17 protein-coding genes are annotated in these 17874 nt (G+C 56.7%); 7 read left to right on the plus strand and 10 right to left on the minus strand.

Annotated elements, in window-relative coordinates:
• Positions 1 to 49 precede the first annotated feature (49 nt).
• The 7 genes from hisB to IE111_RS02645 all read left to right on the plus strand — a co-directional run bounded on the left by hisB (position 50) and on the right by IE111_RS02645 (position 5211).
• Entirely contained in the window at positions 50 to 640 is a 591-nt protein-coding gene (hisB, locus tag IE111_RS02615) for an imidazoleglycerol-phosphate dehydratase HisB (protein WP_373300843.1), read from the plus strand.
• A 53-nt stretch (positions 641 to 693) separates the two neighbouring features.
• Positions 694 to 1344 (plus strand): imidazole glycerol phosphate synthase subunit HisH, encoded by a 651-nt coding sequence (hisH, locus tag IE111_RS02620; protein WP_189606920.1) that lies wholly within the window; start codon positions 694 to 696, stop codon positions 1342 to 1344.
• A gap of 25 nt (positions 1345 to 1369) precedes the next feature.
• Positions 1370 to 2110 (plus strand): 1-(5-phosphoribosyl)-5-[(5-phosphoribosylamino)methylideneamino]imidazole-4-carboxamide isomerase, encoded by a 741-nt coding sequence (gene hisA, locus IE111_RS02625; RefSeq protein WP_189606921.1) that lies wholly within the window; start codon positions 1370 to 1372, stop codon positions 2108 to 2110.
• Positions 2111 to 2124: 14 nt separating this feature from the next.
• A complete protein-coding gene (gene hisF / locus IE111_RS02630) occupies positions 2125 to 2883 on the plus strand; it encodes an imidazole glycerol phosphate synthase subunit HisF (RefSeq protein WP_189606922.1) in 759 nt (252 codons plus the stop codon).
• A gap of 74 nt (positions 2884 to 2957) precedes the next feature.
• On the plus strand, positions 2958 to 3212 hold the full coding sequence (locus IE111_RS02635) for a hypothetical protein (protein ID WP_189606923.1): 255 nt from the start codon (positions 2958 to 2960) through the stop codon (positions 3210 to 3212).
• Between the two features lie 146 nt (positions 3213 to 3358).
• Positions 3359 to 3757: a globin gene (locus IE111_RS02640; protein ID WP_189606924.1), complete on the plus strand. Its 399-nt coding sequence runs from the start codon at positions 3359 to 3361 to the stop codon at positions 3755 to 3757.
• 318 nt (positions 3758 to 4075) lie between these two features.
• A protein-coding gene (locus IE111_RS02645; RefSeq protein ID WP_189606925.1) for an IS3 family transposase occupies positions 4076 to 5211 on the plus strand; the annotation gives its coding sequence in 2 pieces (ribosomal slippage) (positions 4076 to 4325 and positions 4325 to 5211; 1137 coding nt in all).
• A gap of 52 nt (positions 5212 to 5263) precedes the next feature.
• On the opposite strand, the gene IE111_RS02650 is transcribed toward IE111_RS02645, so the two are convergent.
• From IE111_RS02650 to IE111_RS02695, 10 genes are all read right to left on the minus strand, one after another.
• Positions 5264 to 6355, minus strand: coding sequence for a hypothetical protein (locus IE111_RS02650; RefSeq protein WP_189606926.1), 1092 nt, complete (start codon positions 6353 to 6355; stop codon positions 5264 to 5266).
• An 11-nt stretch (positions 6356 to 6366) separates the two neighbouring features.
• The gene (locus tag IE111_RS02655) at positions 6367 to 6888 is read right to left on the minus strand and encodes a hypothetical protein (protein ID WP_189606927.1); all 522 of its coding nucleotides are present in this window, start codon (positions 6886 to 6888) and stop codon (positions 6367 to 6369) included.
• Between the two features lie 78 nt (positions 6889 to 6966).
• Complete coding sequence (locus tag IE111_RS02660) at positions 6967 to 8058, minus strand: hypothetical protein (protein ID WP_189606928.1); 1092 nt, start codon at positions 8056 to 8058, stop codon at positions 6967 to 6969.
• An 11-nt stretch (positions 8059 to 8069) separates the two neighbouring features.
• Complete coding sequence (locus IE111_RS02665) at positions 8070 to 12023, minus strand: hypothetical protein (RefSeq protein ID WP_189606929.1); 3954 nt, start codon at positions 12021 to 12023, stop codon at positions 8070 to 8072.
• Positions 12024 to 12244: 221 nt separating this feature from the next.
• The gene (locus IE111_RS02670) at positions 12245 to 12775 is read right to left on the minus strand and encodes a DUF4150 domain-containing protein (protein ID WP_229805156.1); all 531 of its coding nucleotides are present in this window, start codon (positions 12773 to 12775) and stop codon (positions 12245 to 12247) included.
• A complete protein-coding gene (locus IE111_RS02675) occupies positions 12768 to 13802 on the minus strand; it encodes a hypothetical protein (protein ID WP_189606931.1) in 1035 nt (344 codons plus the stop codon). The genes IE111_RS02670 and IE111_RS02675 overlap by 8 nt, the downstream gene beginning before the upstream one ends.
• The gene (locus IE111_RS02680; RefSeq protein WP_189606932.1) at positions 13795 to 14856 is read right to left on the minus strand and encodes a DUF2169 family type VI secretion system accessory protein; all 1062 of its coding nucleotides are present in this window, start codon (positions 14854 to 14856) and stop codon (positions 13795 to 13797) included. Before IE111_RS02680 ends, IE111_RS02675 begins: the two co-directional genes overlap by 8 nt.
• Positions 14853 to 16007, minus strand: a complete 1155-nt coding sequence (locus IE111_RS02685) for a hypothetical protein (RefSeq protein ID WP_189606933.1) — start codon at positions 16005 to 16007, stop codon at positions 14853 to 14855. Before IE111_RS02685 ends, IE111_RS02680 begins: the two co-directional genes overlap by 4 nt.
• Positions 16008 to 16028: 21 nt before the next feature.
• The gene (locus IE111_RS02690) at positions 16029 to 16523 is read right to left on the minus strand and encodes a hypothetical protein (RefSeq protein WP_189606934.1); all 495 of its coding nucleotides are present in this window, start codon (positions 16521 to 16523) and stop codon (positions 16029 to 16031) included.
• Positions 16524 to 16833: 310 nt separating this feature from the next.
• Positions 16834 to 17844 (minus strand): hypothetical protein, encoded by a 1011-nt coding sequence (locus IE111_RS02695; RefSeq protein ID WP_189606935.1) that lies wholly within the window; start codon positions 17842 to 17844, stop codon positions 16834 to 16836.
• Positions 17845 to 17874: the final 30 nt, after the last annotated feature.

Here is a 17874-nt window from a genome sequence, read left to right on the forward strand (position 1 = left end):
TTCGCAAGAGCATCCATCACAGAGACGACCGACAGAGAGTCCCGCTATTATGAGTCGCCAAGCGACGGTTGAACGCAACACCTCCGAAACCCAGATCAAGGTCAGTGTGAACCTGGACGGCACCGGCCAGGCCCGATTCGACACCGGCATGCCCTTTCTCGAGCACATGCTGGACCAGATCGCCCGGCACGGGCTGATCGACCTGGACATCGTCTGCAAGGGCGACAACCACATCGACGACCACCACAGCGCGGAAGACATCGGCATTACCCTGGGCCAGGCCATGGCCGAAGCCGTCGGCGACAAGAAAGGCATCACCCGCTACGGCCACAGCTATGTGCCGCTGGACGAAGCCCTGTCCCGGGTCGTGATCGACTTTTCCGGCCGGCCGGGTCTGGAATACGACGTCCCCTTCACCCGCGGCAGCGTCGGCGGGTTCGATGTCGATCTGTTCTACGAGTTCTTCCAGGGCTTCGTCAATCACGCCTGGGTGACCCTGCACATCGACAACCTCAAGGGCAAGAATTCGCACCATCAGGTCGAGACCGTCTTCAAGGCGTTCGGCCGCGCGCTGCGTATGGCCCTGACCGAAGACGCCCGTATGGCCGGCATCACGCCGTCCACCAAAGGCGTACTCTGAATCTTCACCGACCGGGCGCTGCGCGCGCCCCCAGCTGACAGGACTGTTTTCCCGTGAGTCGCAAACTGCTGACCGTCATCGACTATGGCATGGGCAACCTTCACTCGGTCGCCAAGGCCCTGGAACACGTCGCCCCCGACACTCGCATCGAAGTCACCGGCGACCAGCATCGCATCGCCGAGGCCGACCATATTCTGTTGCCGGGCGTCGGCGCCATTCGCGACTGCATGGCCGAGATTCGCCGCCAGGGCGTCGACACCGTGGTCGCGGACGCCATCGCCAGTGGCAAACCCTTTCTCGGCATCTGCGTTGGCATGCAGGCGCTGATGGCCCACAGCCATGAGAACAACGGCATCGACTGCCTCGGCCATTTCGACGGCGAGGTGCGCCGTTTCCGCGAAGGCGCGGTCGACGACAAGGGCCTGCCGATGAAAGTCCCGCACATGGGCTGGAACACCGTCGACCTGAAGATCGACCACCCGCTGTTGCACGGTATCGAGTCCGGCGACCGCTTCTATTTCGTGCACTCCTATTGTGTGGACGCCCACCCGGAATACACGGCGGCGAGTTGCACCTACGATGCCACCTTCGCGGCCATGATCTACCGCGACAACATCTTCGCCAGCCAGTTCCACCCGGAAAAAAGCTTCCCGGCCGGACTGACTCTGCTGAAAAACTTCGTGAACTGGGACGGCCAGCGCTGAGCCGCCCCGCAGGAGACACCCGATTATGCTGATCATCCCCGCCATCGATCTGAAAGACGGCCAGTGTGTGCGCCTGCTGCAGGGCCGGATGGAAGACGCCACCGTCTTCGGTTCGGACCCGGTCGAGATGGCCACCCGCTGGGTCGACGCCGGTTGCCGACGCCTGCACCTGGTCGATCTGAACGGCGCTTTCGAGGGCACGCCGATCCACGCCGAAGCGGTCGCGAACATCGCCCGCAAATACCCGGATCTGCCGATCCAGATCGGCGGCGGCATTCGCTCGATCGAGACTATTGAAGCCTACGTTAAGGCCGGGGTGAGCTGGTGCATCATCGGCACGGCGGCGGTGAAGGATCCGGCGTTTGTGCGTGAAGCCTGCAAGGCCTTCCCGGGTCACATCATCGTCGGCATCGACGCCAAAGACGGCCTGGTCGCCACCGAAGGCTGGGCCGACGTCAGCACGGTCAAGGCCACCGACCTGGCACGGGATTTCGCCAACGACGGCGTCAGCGCCATCGTCTACACCGACATCAGCCGCGATGGCATGATGCAGGGCGTCAATCTGGAAGCGACGGTCGAGGTCGCCCGGGCGGGCGGTATCCCCGTGATCGCCAGCGGCGGCGTCACCAATATGGCCGACATCGAGCGACTGTGCACCGTCGCCGACCAGGGCCTGCTCGGCGCCATCACCGGCCGCGCCATCTACGAAGGCAGCCTCGACGTGCGCGAGGCCCAGGCCTACTGCGACGCCAACACGTCCGCCTGAGAGGAGTCGAACCTATGGCATTGGCAAAACGCATCATTCCCTGCCTCGATGTCGACAAAGGGCGCGTGGTCAAAGGCGTCAACTTCGTCAACATCCGCGACGCCGGCGACCCGGTCGAGGTATCGCGCCGCTACAACGAACAGGGCGCGGACGAGATCACCATGCTCGACATCACCGCCACCCACGAAGGGCGCGAGACCATGGTCGATACCGTAAGCGCCATCGCCGGCCAGGTGTTCATCCCGCTGACGGTCGGCGGCGGCATCCGCACGCTCGACGACATCCGCACCATGCTCAACGCCGGCGCGGACAAAGTCTCGATCAACAGCGCCGCGATCAAGAACCCGGATTTTGTGCGCGAGGCCTCCGAACGTTTCGGCGCCCAGTGCATCGTCGTTGCCATCGACGCCAAGCGCGTCGACGACCACTGGGAGATTTTCACCCACGGCGGCCGCAAACCGACCGGCATCGATGCCGTGGAATGGGCGAAGAAGATGGACGACTACGGCGCCGGTGAGATCCTGCTGACCAGTATGGACCGGGACGGCGTCAAATCCGGTTTCGACCTGGCGCTGACCCGCGCCGTGGCGGATGCCGTGCGTGTACCCGTCATCGCCAGCGGCGGCGTCGGCAATCTGGAGCACCTGGCTGAAGGCGTACTGGAAGGCCACGCCGACGCCGTGCTCGCCGCCAGCATCTTCCACTTCGGTGAGTTCAGCATTGCCGAGGCCAAGGAACACATGGCCGGTCGCGGCATCGAAATGCGTCTTTAAGCGCATTGTTCTACGCTGGGTGTGAGTCATCGATACGGTTCGCGCCCAAATTCTCCAACCGCAAGGAAGTAGTCATGCAATACGACCCGAAAGCCGTATACGAAGTCCTCAAGGAATACGGCATCGAGGGCCGCCTGGTATTGGCCGAGGAACCCGATCTCGACCCTCACACCATCGAGCTGAACGACGGCCTGGCCATCGTCTTCGACGGCAAACTGACGCTGATGCAGGACGTCGACGGCACCGTACATACCCGTGGCCGTTACAACCACCTGACCGAGCTGATCGACTGGGTCCGTGACTACCAGGCCATGAACAACGGTCACTGACGACAACACAGCGTTCGCGTTTTCCTCCCTATAACCCCTTGAACTGTATGGGTATTTCCTTATAGTCGCCGACCATCCAGGTCGGCGCCGCCAGGGACAACCCGTCGACCCTCCCATCGACACGACTTTATACAGCGAGGGAAATTATGGCCCTATCCGACAGCGACATCGTTTTCCAGAGTTATGGACGGTGTTGCAACAAAGACGCGTTTTTCGTCGACTTTTACGACCGTTTCATGAACAGTTCGGACGCCATCCGCGACCGGTTCAAGAACACCGAGATGAAACAGCAGCGTCATCTGCTGCGCAACGGCATCATGCAACTGGTGCTTCATGCCCGTGGCATGCCCGACACCAAACTCCGCGCGCTGGGCGATAGCCACAGCCGGGCGGGCTACGCCATCCCGCCGCAATGGTATGAACTGTGGATGGACGCCCTGATGGCCACCCTGCGCCAACACGACGACCAGTTCGACGATAGCCTGGAGCAAGCCTGGCGCCGGGCCATTCAGCCCGGGGTGGATATGATACGCGGGGCTTATTGACTCAGGGTGATTAGTCGAAAACGGCGGCCCCAACTTGTTCCGCTACGGTGCAGGCAGCACATAGGGTATCCATGCCCCCGGGGAAAATCGCTCTGCCTCGCCCCTGGGGTAGGTCTGCACCCGAACCCTGACTTTCGTCTCGCTGGAGGTGTAACCAATGCCGGCACTGAATCTAACGCCAAAGGACTTGATCAGGTCCCGGTGGATACGGATTCGGTGTGTGGAGCCTTTGGCCGCTACTTGCACACTGTTGTGGTCCAATGATCCTGGACACCCACTAAGGGTGGTACACTGCCACTCAGACGCGAGGTGTTCATATTGAAAAGACGATCTTTCACAAGCGAGTTCAAACAAGAGGCAGCCAGTCTGGTATTGGATCAAGGTTATAGCATCGCCGATGCCAGTAAAGCTATGGACGTCAACGCGTCCGTCATGCGCCGCTGGGTGGATCAACTGCGGCTTGAACGAGGCGGACAAACACCGACCAAGGGCAAAGCCATCTCACCCGAGCAACAGCGGATACAGGAGCTCGAAGCCAGACTCCGCAAGGTTGAACGGGAGAAGGAGATCTTAAAAAAGGCCACCGCTCTCTTGATGTCGGACTCCCTCGGTCAGCCACGCTGATTGAGGAGTTGAGTGAGCAGTACGAAGTCCGCGAGCTGTGCGACGTATTCGGTATCAGCCGGAGCAGCTATTACTACCAGCGCCAGGCGCGGGCTCGGATTGATGCCGATCGCATACGGCTCCGTGCGCGAGTAAAAGAGATCTTCTCGGATAGCCGCCAGTCTGCAGGCTCCAGGACGATCTCTGCTGTTCTGAGGCATGAAGGACACGAGGTCGGTCGATTCAAAGCCAGGCGTCTCATGGCTGAGGCGAATTTGACCAGCAAACAGCCTGGTCACAAGTACAAGAAAACAGGCGGGGAAGCCGATGTCGCGCCCAATCACCTGAACCGGGAATTCAGGGTTACGGGACCTAATCAGGTGTGGTGTAGCGATATCACATACATCTGGGCCGGAACCTGCTGGTTGTATCTGGCCGTTGTCATGGATCTCTGTGGCCGCCGAGTGGTCGGATGGGCGATGTCCCGCTCACCGGACTCTGAGCTGACTAAGCGGGCGCTGACGAAGGCTTACGAGTCTCGTTGCCGCCCTGCCGGGGTCATGTTCCACTCGGATCAGGGATGCCAGTACACCAGTCTGATGTTCCGGCAGCAATTGTGGAAGTACCAGATGAAGCAGAGCATGAGCCGTCGAGGTAACTGTTGGGACAACGCACCCATGGAACGTGTCTTCCGCAGCCTGAAAGTGGAATGGGTGCCAACAACGGGATATGCGAGCCCGGAGCAAGCCGAGGCGGATATTCCCCGGTATATTGGCTACTACAATCACCAGCGGCCACACAGTAGCAATGGATATTTATCGCCAGCCGAGTTCGAGCTGAGTGTGGCTTAAAAAGTTCTTAAACCGTGTCCAGAATTACTTGACCACAACACACTATTTCATGTTAGGTCAAAGCGGCGCGGCGCTCTTTATCGACTCTAAAGAAAAAGTCCGCCAATTTATCTATTTCCGCTTCATACTCCATTAGAGTAAAGTACTTTCTAAAGGCAGGGTCCATCACCCGGTCCTCGCCTTTCAATACGCTTATCCAAATGCTTAATATGGACATGACCGACCTGATAACATCCGTCCGTGCATAGACTGGCGCATTCTCATAGAACTCGATCAGCCTGTCGGCACTGAACTGATCCGGTTCCAGCAATCGCTCTAGCCGCGCCTCCAACGCCGCTATATCGTTCTGGATTTCAGCATCTACTTCATTGAAATCCGCTTCGGTCATTTCGACGCCGCCTTCCGTCAGGTCTTCTATCGTGTAGCCGTTCTTCTCGACAAAGCGTACCTGATGGATCAACCCCGGCACCTCAGGGATCGGCCGGCTTCGGTCCATGAAGTCTGTGAGTACTCGCCAGAAAAACTGGGCCTGTTCGTATTGGGTTGGAAAGCCAAAATGCACCTTCCACCAGCGATGACGCTCATTGGGTAAGTTTTCAGTGGGCATAAAATACAGGTTGTGAGTGACACCGCCACGCTGAAAGCCCCGGATCCAATAACAGTTGACTTTGTCGAAGGGAACGGTCAGGGAGTTTTTCTGGTTCTTTCTCCAAAAGCAGACGTTTCCGGTGGTTCTGTCGAAGACCACCCAAGTGTTTTCTCCGCCTATTCTAGTCTTGTACATTGAAAACAAGGTAACGATCAGGAAAGTAGCTCCTGCTATCACAAAAACATTAAATCCTTCTTTTTGGAATAAGTCGATTCCAGCTATTACACAAAAAACAAATAAAGCTGAGAAAATAATTCCAGTTGCTTTCCAGGCACCATAGGACGAGTCAGCTTGTATAACCCATTGTTTGCCATCTGTCTTAACATAAAATGGTGTATGAAAACTGTACACCGGCTGGGGGGTGACTAATTTACCTCTGAGCTTATTGGCCTTACGACTGACACGGGTATTATCCGTTGTTCGCTTCGTACACTTCCAATCCGGGTAAAGGTATTTTGTTTCACCCATTAAAAAATCCGCATACCAAAACAACATTCGACTTTTCCTTAGGTAGGTGAAATGGCCGTATTAAATCTATGCACGACGGCTCCTTCAGCAATCAACCAAGCGTTCTCAGCCGCTGTCTTTTCATCCACCACATTTTCGTCCACGACCGCCTGCCCCATCTCGTTCCTCCCCGGTGCAGGCAGCACATAGGGTATCCATGCCCCCGGGAATAATCGCTCTGCCTCGCCCTTGGGGTAAGTCTGTACCCGAACCCTGACTTTCGTCTCGCTGGATGTGTAACCAATCCCGGCACTGAACGTAACGCCGAAGGACTTGATCAGGTCCCGGTGGATACGGATGTTGTGCGTGGAACCATTAGCCGCTACTTGCACGTTGCCGGGATTGGCGGATTCCGGTGCTCTCGGGTCGTTGCTCAACAACGTGACGGTCTCCCATCGTTCGATTTCGCTCTTCCAAGCCTGGATGTCGATTTGGTAGACGCCATTCGTCATCAGGCCTGGTGTTTGAATGGCTATTTCGCAGTATTCTTCATGCCCCACCCAGGTTTCAGCGAAATGCACCTGGGTTGCCGGAAGAGGTTGACGCTTTCATGGTCTGCCAGTTACAACGAAAAATTCCTTATCGGATAAATTGCTATGTCAGAGCATAGCCGCACGGCGTTCTTGATCAATCCTGAAAAAAAAGTCTGCGAGTTTGTCCATTTCTTGCTCGTACTCTTCTAAGGTAAAATACTCTCCATATCCAGGCTCCATCATGCGGTCTTCTCCTTTTAAGAATCTAATCCATCGTTTCAGCTTCACCATGATAGTTCGTAGAATATCTTCTTTTGAGTAGATGGGTGCGTTTTTATAAAACTCGATTAATTTGTCCGCGCTAAATTTATCCGGCTTCACCATCCGCCTCAACCGCGCATCCAATGCCGCCATGTCATTCTGGATTTCCGCGTCTACTTCATTGAAATCCGCTTCGGTCATTTCGACGCCGCCTTCGGTCAGGTCTTCTATCGTGTAGCCATTCTTCTCAACAAAGCGTACCTGATGGATCAACCCCGGCACCTCGGGGATCGGTCGGCTTTGGTCCATGAAATCCGTGAGTACTCGCCAGAAGAACTGAGCCTGTTCGTATTGGGTTGGAAAACCAAAATGCACTTTCCACCAGCGGTGACGTTCATTGGGTAAGTTTTCAGTGGGCATAAAGTACATATTGTGAGTAACGCCACCACGCTGAAAGCCCCGGATCCAATAACAGTTGACTTTGTCGAAGGGCACGGTAAGGGAGTTTTTCTGGTTCTTTCTCCAAAAGCAGACGTTTCCGGTGGCTCTGTCGAAAACTACCCAGGTGTCTTCGCCACCGGTTCTGGTCTTATACATTGCATATGCGAAAATGGCGAAAAAACCTATCGCAAGATAAACAAAGAGATTCACTCCATGGTATTGGTATAGAGTGCTGCCTGCGATCACACAAAAAATTAGCGCAAATGCGGATAAAAATCCGGTCGCTCTTGTCCCCCCATAAGATGAGTCCGACTGTACCACCCATTGCTTTCCATCTGTCTTCACATAAAATGGCGTATGAAAACTGTATACCGGCTGGGGGGTTACCAACTCCCCACGCAGTCTCTTGATCTTTTTACTGACACGGGTTTTCTCCGTTACCTGCTTTGTGCAACTCCAGTCCGGGTAACGATATTTCGTCTTCCCCATTAATAATTCTTCAAACCAAAATATCATGGAACTTACTCTCAGGTTGGAGTTATGACCGTATTAAAACTGTGCACGACGGCTCCTTCCGCAATCAACCAGGCATTCTCAGCCGCTGTCTTTTCATTCACCACATTTTCGTCCACGACCGCCTGCCCCATCTCGTTCCTCCCCGGTGCAGGCAGCACATAGGGTATCCATGCACCCGGAAACAGCCGCTCTGCCTTGCCCTTGGGGTAGGTCTGCACCCGAACCCTGACTTTCGTCTCGCTGGATGTGTAACCAATCCCGGCACTGAACGTAACGCCGAAGGACTTGATCAGGTCCCGGTGGATACGGATGTTGTGCGTGGAACCATTAGCCGCTACTTGCACGTTGCCGGGATTGGCGGATTCCGGTGCTCTCGGGTCGTTGCTCAACAACGTGACGGTCTCCCATCGTTCGATTTCGCTCTTCCACGCCTGGATGTCGATTTGGTAGACGCCATTCGTCATCAGGCCTGGTGTTTGAATGGCTATTTCGCAGTATTCTTCATGCTCCACCCAGGTTTCAGCGAAATGAACCCTGGGTTGCAGGAAGAAGCTGGCGCATTCGTGGTAGGCCAGGTCGCGTCGATCTTCCCAAAACTGATAGTTTTCATCCTGCCAGAAACCGCCTCCACCGAAGCGAGATTCCACCTCCTTGCCGAAGGGGCTGTTCTTTAAAAGCGTTTCTGTCGGGGTATCCGTGAGGAAATACACCAGGGCGAAACCCACTACAATCAGTACAAACCCGACTACGTTCAAAGTCAGTGCCGCCGCCTGCATGGCCGGTATAGCAGCGATTGCCGTCAAGGCAAAGCCTACGGCTGTCATCCCATAGGCTCTGGCGGCATCTTTATCCCCTAGCACCCATCGGTTGTACGCGTCTAAAGAAGAGAGTACAGAACTAAATATGCCTGCCACAACATTAAACCTCGTAGCCCATCGAGTGATCCGTACGCTCTTACCAAGTACCTTTTCATCCACAGGGAGAGTTTGAACAAATCTCTCTTTGGCTACATCCTTCAACCGGCTTTGTATCTGCTTGGTTGTACCGTACTTGCTTTCGAATACATATTGATAGGAAGTGGCAATTGTTGCAGCAAAGTCGGTCAATGCACTTCCGAAGTCCATCCAACCTCGTAGGTTATTCGTGTCTCCGGCTAACCGCTCCGCCACGCTGGTCAAATTGTAGGCTTCAAATGCCACCATGGCCCCGTTAAGCAGGAACAATCGATCCATACGCTTGGCGAAGTGCAACCTGGGTTGGTCGCTGTTCAACGCTTTTTCGTAGCCGCTTATCGATGCTTCCAAGTTGGCTATCTTGGTTTCGGCATCCTTCATAACCTTGGCCAGTTCCAGGGCCTCGTCTCTGGTCTTGAACGTCATGTCTTCCAACCGATATAGATCCTGCCGCAAACGCCTGATGTTTGGTTCGGCGTCATTGGCGGCTTGCTGGAGTACGTCCGCCATCAACAGGCGGTTGGTGTTGTCCACCAGCTTTATCTCGGCGGCCGAGCGGACCAGGGTGTTGGCCTCTTGGGCGAACGCGATCTGAACGATCTTTTCGGCATTGCGCACTTCGGCGGTGTCGAGTGTGCTGTGCATGTAATCCGAGAGGTATCGGTGCAGTTGTTGGGTGTTTTCCAGCGCCAGGTCGGCGGGCACCCGGACCTTGCGTCCCGGCGCCAGATCAAAATTCACCCAGGGGCCCTGGTGGTTCTTGAACTGTTTGGCCGTCGCCAGGGTATCCTTCATTCGCCGCAAGCGGCCCGCCGCCGTCATGGCGACATAGCCTTCCGGAAGACGGTGATTTAACAGGTCGTCGTGGGTGACTTTAAGGGCTTGCAAGTGCTCCCCGGCCAGCAGCGAGTACAGGTGCACAACCTTGGTGTTGTGTTTGAGTGTGCCGCCGCTCAGTACTGAACCCGAGGCGTCTTGCATTTTTCGGAGGTTTTCGTCGATGTTGTTCAACGCGTCCTCCACCTGGCTGCGCTGCTGCTGCAACCGTGCGTGTTCGCCTATGAGGGCTTGCTTATTGCGCTCCAGGAAGGCCACTTCTTCGTCAATCTGATCGATGCGACTCACCAGGTTGAAGTTTTCTCGGTGTTTAGCGAATTCGCTTTGATTTTGCAGGATGTTTTGTTTTTCGAGCATCAACTCGTGCTGTCGCGCTCTGGCTTCCTCAAGCGTGTGTTTTTGCTGTTGGAGTGTGGCTTCCTGTTCGGCCAGTCGGGTGTTCAGTTCTTGGCTGCGGTCATTTAGTTCTCCAAATTCTACTTTTTCTTTTACCTGCTCACTACGATGTTCACCCAGCCCCTGCTCCATCGTCTGCGTCGTTCGCACGCCGTCATGCGCCGATTCCTGGACCATAGCCCCGAAGGCATGGGCGGTATGGCCGGCGAATCGCCAGGCTTGTTCCATGGCCGACGCATTGCGGTTGCTTTCCGCCTCCATCGGAGCCGGGATCATGGTCAAGGCCAAGGTGAAGGTATGTATGGCCTGAGCAACGAAGCCGTGCATGTCGACACAGGTTCCGTCTATATAGATCGGCGGCCAGTCGTGGTGAGCGGTGCCGTTCAGGCCATCGATAATGCGGCGCACTTTTACCGGGTTGAGCAGGCGTTCTTCCAGGTCGGGTTCGGATTCGTCGATGCTGAGCGGGTTTTCCGGGTCCGGTCCGCTTTGTGGAAAAAGGATGTCGGCCAGGGGATGCGGATCCTTGTGGGGGTGGCTGCCGGTCAGGCGCAATATGAAATCCGCGCCTTGGTCTCTGTCCAGGCAAAGGGCGTAGTCGTCGAGATCGAAAAACAGGTCTTTGTAGGCGTTCGCCACCGGTTGGTTGAAACGGGCAATCAGTTGGCCCATCAGTTCGGGCAGCAAAAACCAATGGGCGTGTTCCAGAGTACTGTAGTCATCCATGGCGGCCAGGAAGGCCGGCGTGTCCATCAGGTCCATCAGGTCTCGGCGGTAGTCCAGTGCGGTTTGGATGATCTGTTCACAGCCTTCTTTATTAAGCTGTTCCTCCATGGCTTGCCGGTCCAGTTCCTCGCGGTCTTCCACACGCTGTTCCAGCACTTCCCGTTCTTTTTCGGTCAGGTTCGATTGCTTCAGACGTTGATCGATGGGTGCGAAAAACTGACTGTTGAACAGTGCGGCCAAACGGCTATCCGCGACGGTTTGAATGTGCTCGGCTCGGTCGGCGGCGATGCGGTCGAGCGTCCACTCACTTGGGTAGGGATGGTCGGCCTCGAGCATGGTTGTGACCGTGGCGTCGAGCAGATCAATCATCTCGGCCTGAGTTTTAGCGTAGTACCGAGCCTCACCGATTACATCCGGCAGGATGACGCTGGCGATGCCCTTGTCTAATTTGGTGTTGTAATGCCGCCGTTTGGGGGCAAGGTCTTCGTTATTTACCAGTTGGATAACCCTGTCTTCGGACAAACCCTCGACGTTTTCGGCGGCGTCGGCCACGTTAATCGGTGTCAGCCGTGCCGCTCGGGCCTCCTCCGAATACCCCGGGCTGTAATCGGATTCGCAGCGTTCGCCGAGCCGCTGGCGTGGATCTTCCGGGTCTATACCTCCCAGTTGGTCGATGCGGGTCCAGCTCCATTGCTCTTCGGAGAAAGCGATGTTGACCTGGCACTCGGCGTCGTCCATCCGGCTTGGTAATACCATCAAGGTGTCTTTCTGCACACTGGCGCGGCGCCGGTCCAGTCCTTTTTCCCAAGCCAGGTTGACGTCACTCAGTTTGTGGCTGGCTGCGTCGTAATGGGCTTCCCGCCATAGGTAGCCGTTCACGTAAACATAGACCCACCCGCTGCGCAGTGGGCCAAGCCCTTCTTCCGGGATGTTCCGAAGGAAAGTTACGGGCACCAGCTTGAGCGCGGGTTCGGACAGTTCCTCATCGAAGGGGGTGGTATCGCTATAACCGAGAGGGATTTTATAGAACCCGTGATGGTCGTCGGTCAACATAAGCGATAAGCGCTTCCGGCCCGGGGCCAGGTTTTCGAGAATCAACTCCCTTTGACGTTCGGCGTTGTTGGGGCCTTCGGGGTTGCCGGGTTGGGCTATGTTGGCAGTGGTCATGCTTTGACTCCTTGCGATGGCCCCGGCTCAATGCCAGGGCCATTCCTTAACGGGTGGCGTTCACAACGGTTCAATCAGGATGTCGCGGTGAGTGGGTTCGTCGGCGGCTATTCGTCGCTCTCTCCCACCACTGTACCCATTCCGTCGCCAGGATCGCCCTGCACGGTGGCGTTCAGGCGGTCCGGTCCTTCGGGCTCCAGTTCGTCCGGCGCCTTGGGTCGGGCCGGCAGAGGTGGCATGCCCACCGCCTGCATCAGTGGCGCCGGTGGGGTGTTCTTGTTGTTGGAGACCATCATGTCGAGCGCTCGGGTGGCCGGCTGGCCTTCGACGAAGACATTGGCCGAGGCGGACACAAAAGACGCCTCGCCCTGGGTCTTACCGGAGATAATGCCTTTATGCGAACCGGGTTGATCTCCGGTGCTTTTCTTGAAGACGGACTTGATGTGGCACATCGGGTTGCCGTTCACGAAAACGCTGCCGGCGGCTTTGTCGGCATCCGCCGAGCGGGCGACGTTGGGGTACGGTATCGGCGTGGACCCAGTACCACTGGGGGTCATGCACACGTCAATGGTGTTCAATGTACCTTGGGAGCCGGCATGAACGGCGGTACGGCCGTTGATGAGTACGTTATCAGCCACTGAGGCCTCCTTGCTTGGGTTCATGGGCGGGTGTCGCGGTTTCGGTGTACGAGTCGAGCTTCATCAGACTGTAGCTGTGGTCCAGGTTCTGGTGGAACAGCCATTGGGTGGCGACCGGTGGACACGGCATCTGATGACGCCCGAGCGCGCACAACACTGCCAGGCCGGGTCCGGCGGCGCCGACATAGCCAAAGCCGAGGGTAACGGAGGCGTGTTGAACCTGGTCGAATTCGGTTTTCGGTTCGTAGTCCCCCAGCCATTGGTGCCACTGTGCCTGTTGGTCCATGTCCTGGTCGAGGTGGGTAACCAGACCGTGGGCATAGGGTTGCGCCTCGGCCAGGCTGGGTTCGTTGGCATCCAGCGTGTTCAATGGTTTGGGGTATAGCGTTAGGCGGGCGGCACCGGGCCGGGGTTCACAGGTCAGCCAGATCGCGGTGGCGGCTTCGCCCAACACGAGCCCATCGGTGAAATACTGGATAGCGACTCGATCACTCAGCCGGTCCACGGTGGCCTGATTGATGAGGGAGTCCGCACTGAGCCACACCAGGGAGGTTTCGGCTTCGATCAATGCCCTGTCTTTTGGTTCGTCCATTCGATAGACAGCGGCCAACCGACACCATTCCGCCAGATCCGGGTCGCCCAGTTCGAGACATTCTCCCACCAACTGCTCCTGAATGACTTCGGCGGGCTCGGAAGGCCAGTCATCCCGGTTGACGCTGAACACCATGGCGGTTGTTTCGGGAAGCGGGCCGTGTCGGTTCCATAAGGCGGTCAAGGCCTTTGCGGCCAGGCGGGTAGCGCGTATCCGGCCATCGAACGTGTGCTCACCCTGCTCCGCATCGGCCGGGAAGGTGTAGCAAGGCAACGGCAGGCCGTCCACGTCAATGGTCAGGCTTTCACTTTCGGTCAAGCCGGGTTGATCGATGTCGCCTTGGCGGGTAGCGGCGACGGCATAGACGGCGGCCGGGGTTTGGCCGCCGAGGGTATAGGCCGATGCGGCTTGTACATAGCGCTGCAGCTTATCCATGGGCGGCCTCCGGTTCGGTGACAATGCCATGCTCAACCACATGAAGTTCGGCCATCAGGCGCTTGGGCAGTTGGGTGAAGGCACGTCGATAGAGCAGATGAAGTTGCCGTTTCTCGGTGTCGACAACGAGGGTATCGGCCTTGAGGGTTATGTGGTCTTCGAAGGAGCGCGTTTTCCAGAGCAGTGTCAGGCTGGGGATGGTCCAATCGATCGTCAGCGGTTGATGCTCGGGTACGCCCTGAGTCAAGCCGGTCAAGGTCAATTTGGCTGGGCCGTGCAGCGACTTGTCGAACCATTGGTTCTTGGGGGCGCTGTGGTAGGCGGTTTCCGGCAGCGGACCGTTGTACGGGTATTTTTCCCGGGAAGCGGCCTTTTCTTCGTCCAGCGAGGCGAAAGCGGCCTGCCTGGGGTGCCAATGTGGCGGAATCGGTCCAAACCCTTGCGGTTCCGGGGTGTCCGATGGTTTTTTGATCAGATCACCCGGAACTTCGATCTGGGGGAGCAACACCTCGCTGAGGTCGGTCTTTTTCAGGCCGTTCCCCACATAGCCGCGACCGACCGGGTTGGTCGGGTATACATCGTGCTCTTTTTTTGTATTGCGACCGCCAAAGGCGTATTCGTAGCGGATCGGCAATTCAGTGATGGGTTCCGGGTCGGAATAGGCGGCGCCGAGCAGGCTGCTTTTCCAGGTTCTCGGCCCCATGACTGACAGCATTTTCCGCCACTGAATGCCCTCTTCGGTACTCAGGGCGGCTTCTACGTTAAAGCCGGATCGCGGCGCCGCGCAGTGAGCCGTGGCGAACATCACAATTTCCGAACCATATTTAAAAGGCACTGTTTCACGGAAACAGATGGGGGCATGAATCTCCGGGTCGTCCTCCGGATATTCGTCGGACTGGGACAGTGGCTCGCTTTCCGCCAGTGGCTGCACATAGCCTTCAAGGTCGTATTGGTAACTGGCTTTACCGATGAGGATTTCAGCGGTTTCACCCTGTGCGGTCCAGCCTGAGGTCAGTTCCAGTTGGTAGTACGGGTGTGGTTGAATCTCGATCATGCTTGCCCCTCCGCCATGCGTTGGGCACGCTGCCAATGGCATTCGTTGGGATTCGGTAAGCATCGCCCCTGAGAATCCAACCAGATAGCCGGACCCACCGGCTCGGTATCGGCGCCGAAATAGCGGCCCAATCGCACCCTGAATGGTCGATCTGTCTGGTTTTGGCCCAGGCACAGGCGGCCACTGGGTCGATGCTCCAATAGCCATAGCCTGGCCACGCGGGCATCCGCAAGGGGGGCGCCCTTCTTAAGGTTGCCGAGGCTGATGGAACGGACTCGGGGCAAGCGTTGCCCGGTCAGACCAAACCAGGCCCGCTCAGCGATGCGAACGCTATTGGGTCGGGCCAGCCGGTCGATACACAGTTCAAGATGCGCGACGTCGCCATGAACCGCCAACCAGAAGTCGGGGATGTGATCTTCCTGAACGGCTTGTTGCAATGGTTCAATGAAGTCGGCGGCTCCGCTTACGGCGGCGGCACACCAGGCCGATCGAGAGGTAGAATTGGATGTGGTCCACAGGCTTATCAATTCCAGGGCGGGTTGGGTCTTGCCGGCCGCCAACAGCCCCAGTGCCAACCAAAGCAGATCGTCCGCCCGGTCGTTTTCCCGCACACTGTCGCGAGCTTCGGGCAGCCAGGCTTCGAGGACGTTCGAGTCCAACAACCGATTCTTGACGTGATAAGGAATACAGCCCGGGGTTGCGTTGGACCAAGTGAAAGTCGATGCATCGGTTTCTTCCCGCATCCCATGAACCCTGGCATTGAACCACCAGCGAGTGGTGTCGGTGAAGCCTTCCTTAGCGGCCAGGGCACGCAGCAAGGGTTGCCAGTTTTGTTCACCGGTGATGTCGATGGCGGTTTGTAATTGATTCAACCAGGTATCCACCCCCGCCTCCTCCAGTACGTCGCCCAGTCGATCAGTGTCGCGGCTGAAACCGGGTTGAAAGGCGGTGATGCAGAGATTAAGTATTCGGTTGTCTTCGTCCATCATGTCCGGTTCGGGCATGGCCTCCTGCAGGTAAGCCAAATGGCCGTAGAGCTTTTGTTCGATGCCCCGCAACATGTCGAATTCGCAATGCTTATGGCGCTCGGTCAGCCAGGTGGCCCGGCTCTTCAGCTGGGATTTCGCCCGGGCGAAATGAAAATTTTCCATGAAAGCGTCATCCTGACAGGTTTAGTTGAGGTGAATTTCCCTTCCTTGAAGTACACAGTGATCTTCGGCTTCGAGTTGGAGGTTCCGGCCTCGCAAGTTCAATTGGGTATTCGAGGTCAAACCGACCCTTCGGCCTTTTACGTCAATGCCTGTCTTGCCCACCTCAAGCGCACTGTCGCCGATTTCAGCCAGTAGCCGAGTGATGTGTTCGGGCAGGACCAGGCGAGCCAGGTCCTCAACAGTGCGGACGTGGGGAATGAACTCGTTCTCGCCGGTGGACACAACATAAGCCACGCGGGCGGTGCCGTCGTCCATCAGGTCCGCCATGACGATGTCATCGATGCAGACCAGATTGCGACCGGCCTTCTCGGGTGGGACGGTTACAGACTGCCCATTGACGGAAAGCAGTGAACATCGGCCTTCGTGGGTTTCCAATACGGTGGCTTCATGACGGTCTACCACTTTGGCCAAGTGTTGCGGAGGGTGTTGGGGTGCGATAGCACGAGGTGTTGTCATAGTGGCTCCCTTATGACGGCTTGGTTGGTCAAGCTCCTGACATGGTTGACGTACAAACATTCCCGTTGTACATGCCATGAACCAAAGACTGCCGATGGTAGCGTTCAATCGGAATGTTGAGAACCATTGCTGAGTTGGTATGGCGTCTTTCACAGAGGAAAATGCGACATTTGTGATCAACGTCACCACTTCTTCACTGAGCGATACCGGGTTTTCAAGCAGCAACGGGTATTGCCCGGTTCATTTAATAACCGGGCGTTTTCAACAACTATTCTACGCCCCTCAAGGGCAAGTAATGGCTCGCTGTACCTCATTCAAAGCTGAAATCGACCGCCCCCGTCAGAGTATCCTTTGGCGACCCGATGTTGACGTTATAGGTGCCCTGGTAGTGGTTTTCACTGATGCTCTGAATCGTCACCGTGCCGGACTCGCCGAACAGGAAGACCGGTGTGTCGCTCATTCCAAACGCAGCCGATGTGAAACGAATATAAACCTGGTTTCCGGTGCCGCCTTGTTGAACCTCAAACAGCTCATCGGTAACGCTGTAGTCACCCGTGCCGAAAGATCCACTGAAGGTCGCACTCACCTGCAGATCCTGATCGGTCAGATAATCGGCTTTCCAATTGAGTGTCCAGATATCAATTTCCTGATCCGACTGCCCTTCCCCGGTCGCCTCGAATAACGTATAGCTGTCTTCAATGGCGCCGCACTGAATGGAGGCGTCCTCAATGTCGTCATACAGGGTGGAATTCAAACTGTATTGGCCCAGGCTGTATGACAGGCTGGCCGACAGTTTGGACACACGGCTTTCAAGCGCTGGAGTTCCGTCACAGAGAAAAGCGTACCCCAATTGCCCTCCGTCCTGAAAATAACGAACCGTCGCTTCTCCGTCCAGGCAGAGTGCTTCCGCCTTACCCCTTATCGTGATGTCTTGGACCACTTCGGGAGTTGAATTGAAGATGTCACACATTCGGAAAGCGGGAAGGTCGCCTTCTTTCAACATCGTTAACGCCGTCGAGGAGAGTCCGAGTCTCTTAATATTTCGGGGCGCAACGCGCTGACCGCCCGCTTTCGCCAGAATGGTCAGATCGGTTTCGGTATCGACTCGATAGGTCCCCTCGCCTTTCGCGAGTAAAGCCTCGATGATTTCATCAAAGGTCAGGGTATCTCCGGCTTCTCCGAAAGACTCGGATCCCGATCCTCCGGAATCCGAACCGTTTGAGTCGTTAGAGTCGGAACCGCCACTGGGGCGGCAGGCGGTCAGTAAAATCAAACCGGAAATTCCGGCGAGGATCAGTATGGTTCGAAGGTAAGGACGCATCGGAAAGCCTCCCAGACATCAATGTCGCCG

It is taken from the genome of Saccharospirillum salsuginis (assembly GCF_014651855.1).
In the GTDB taxonomy this organism is placed as follows: domain Bacteria; phylum Pseudomonadota; class Gammaproteobacteria; order Pseudomonadales; family Natronospirillaceae; genus Saccharospirillum; species Saccharospirillum salsuginis.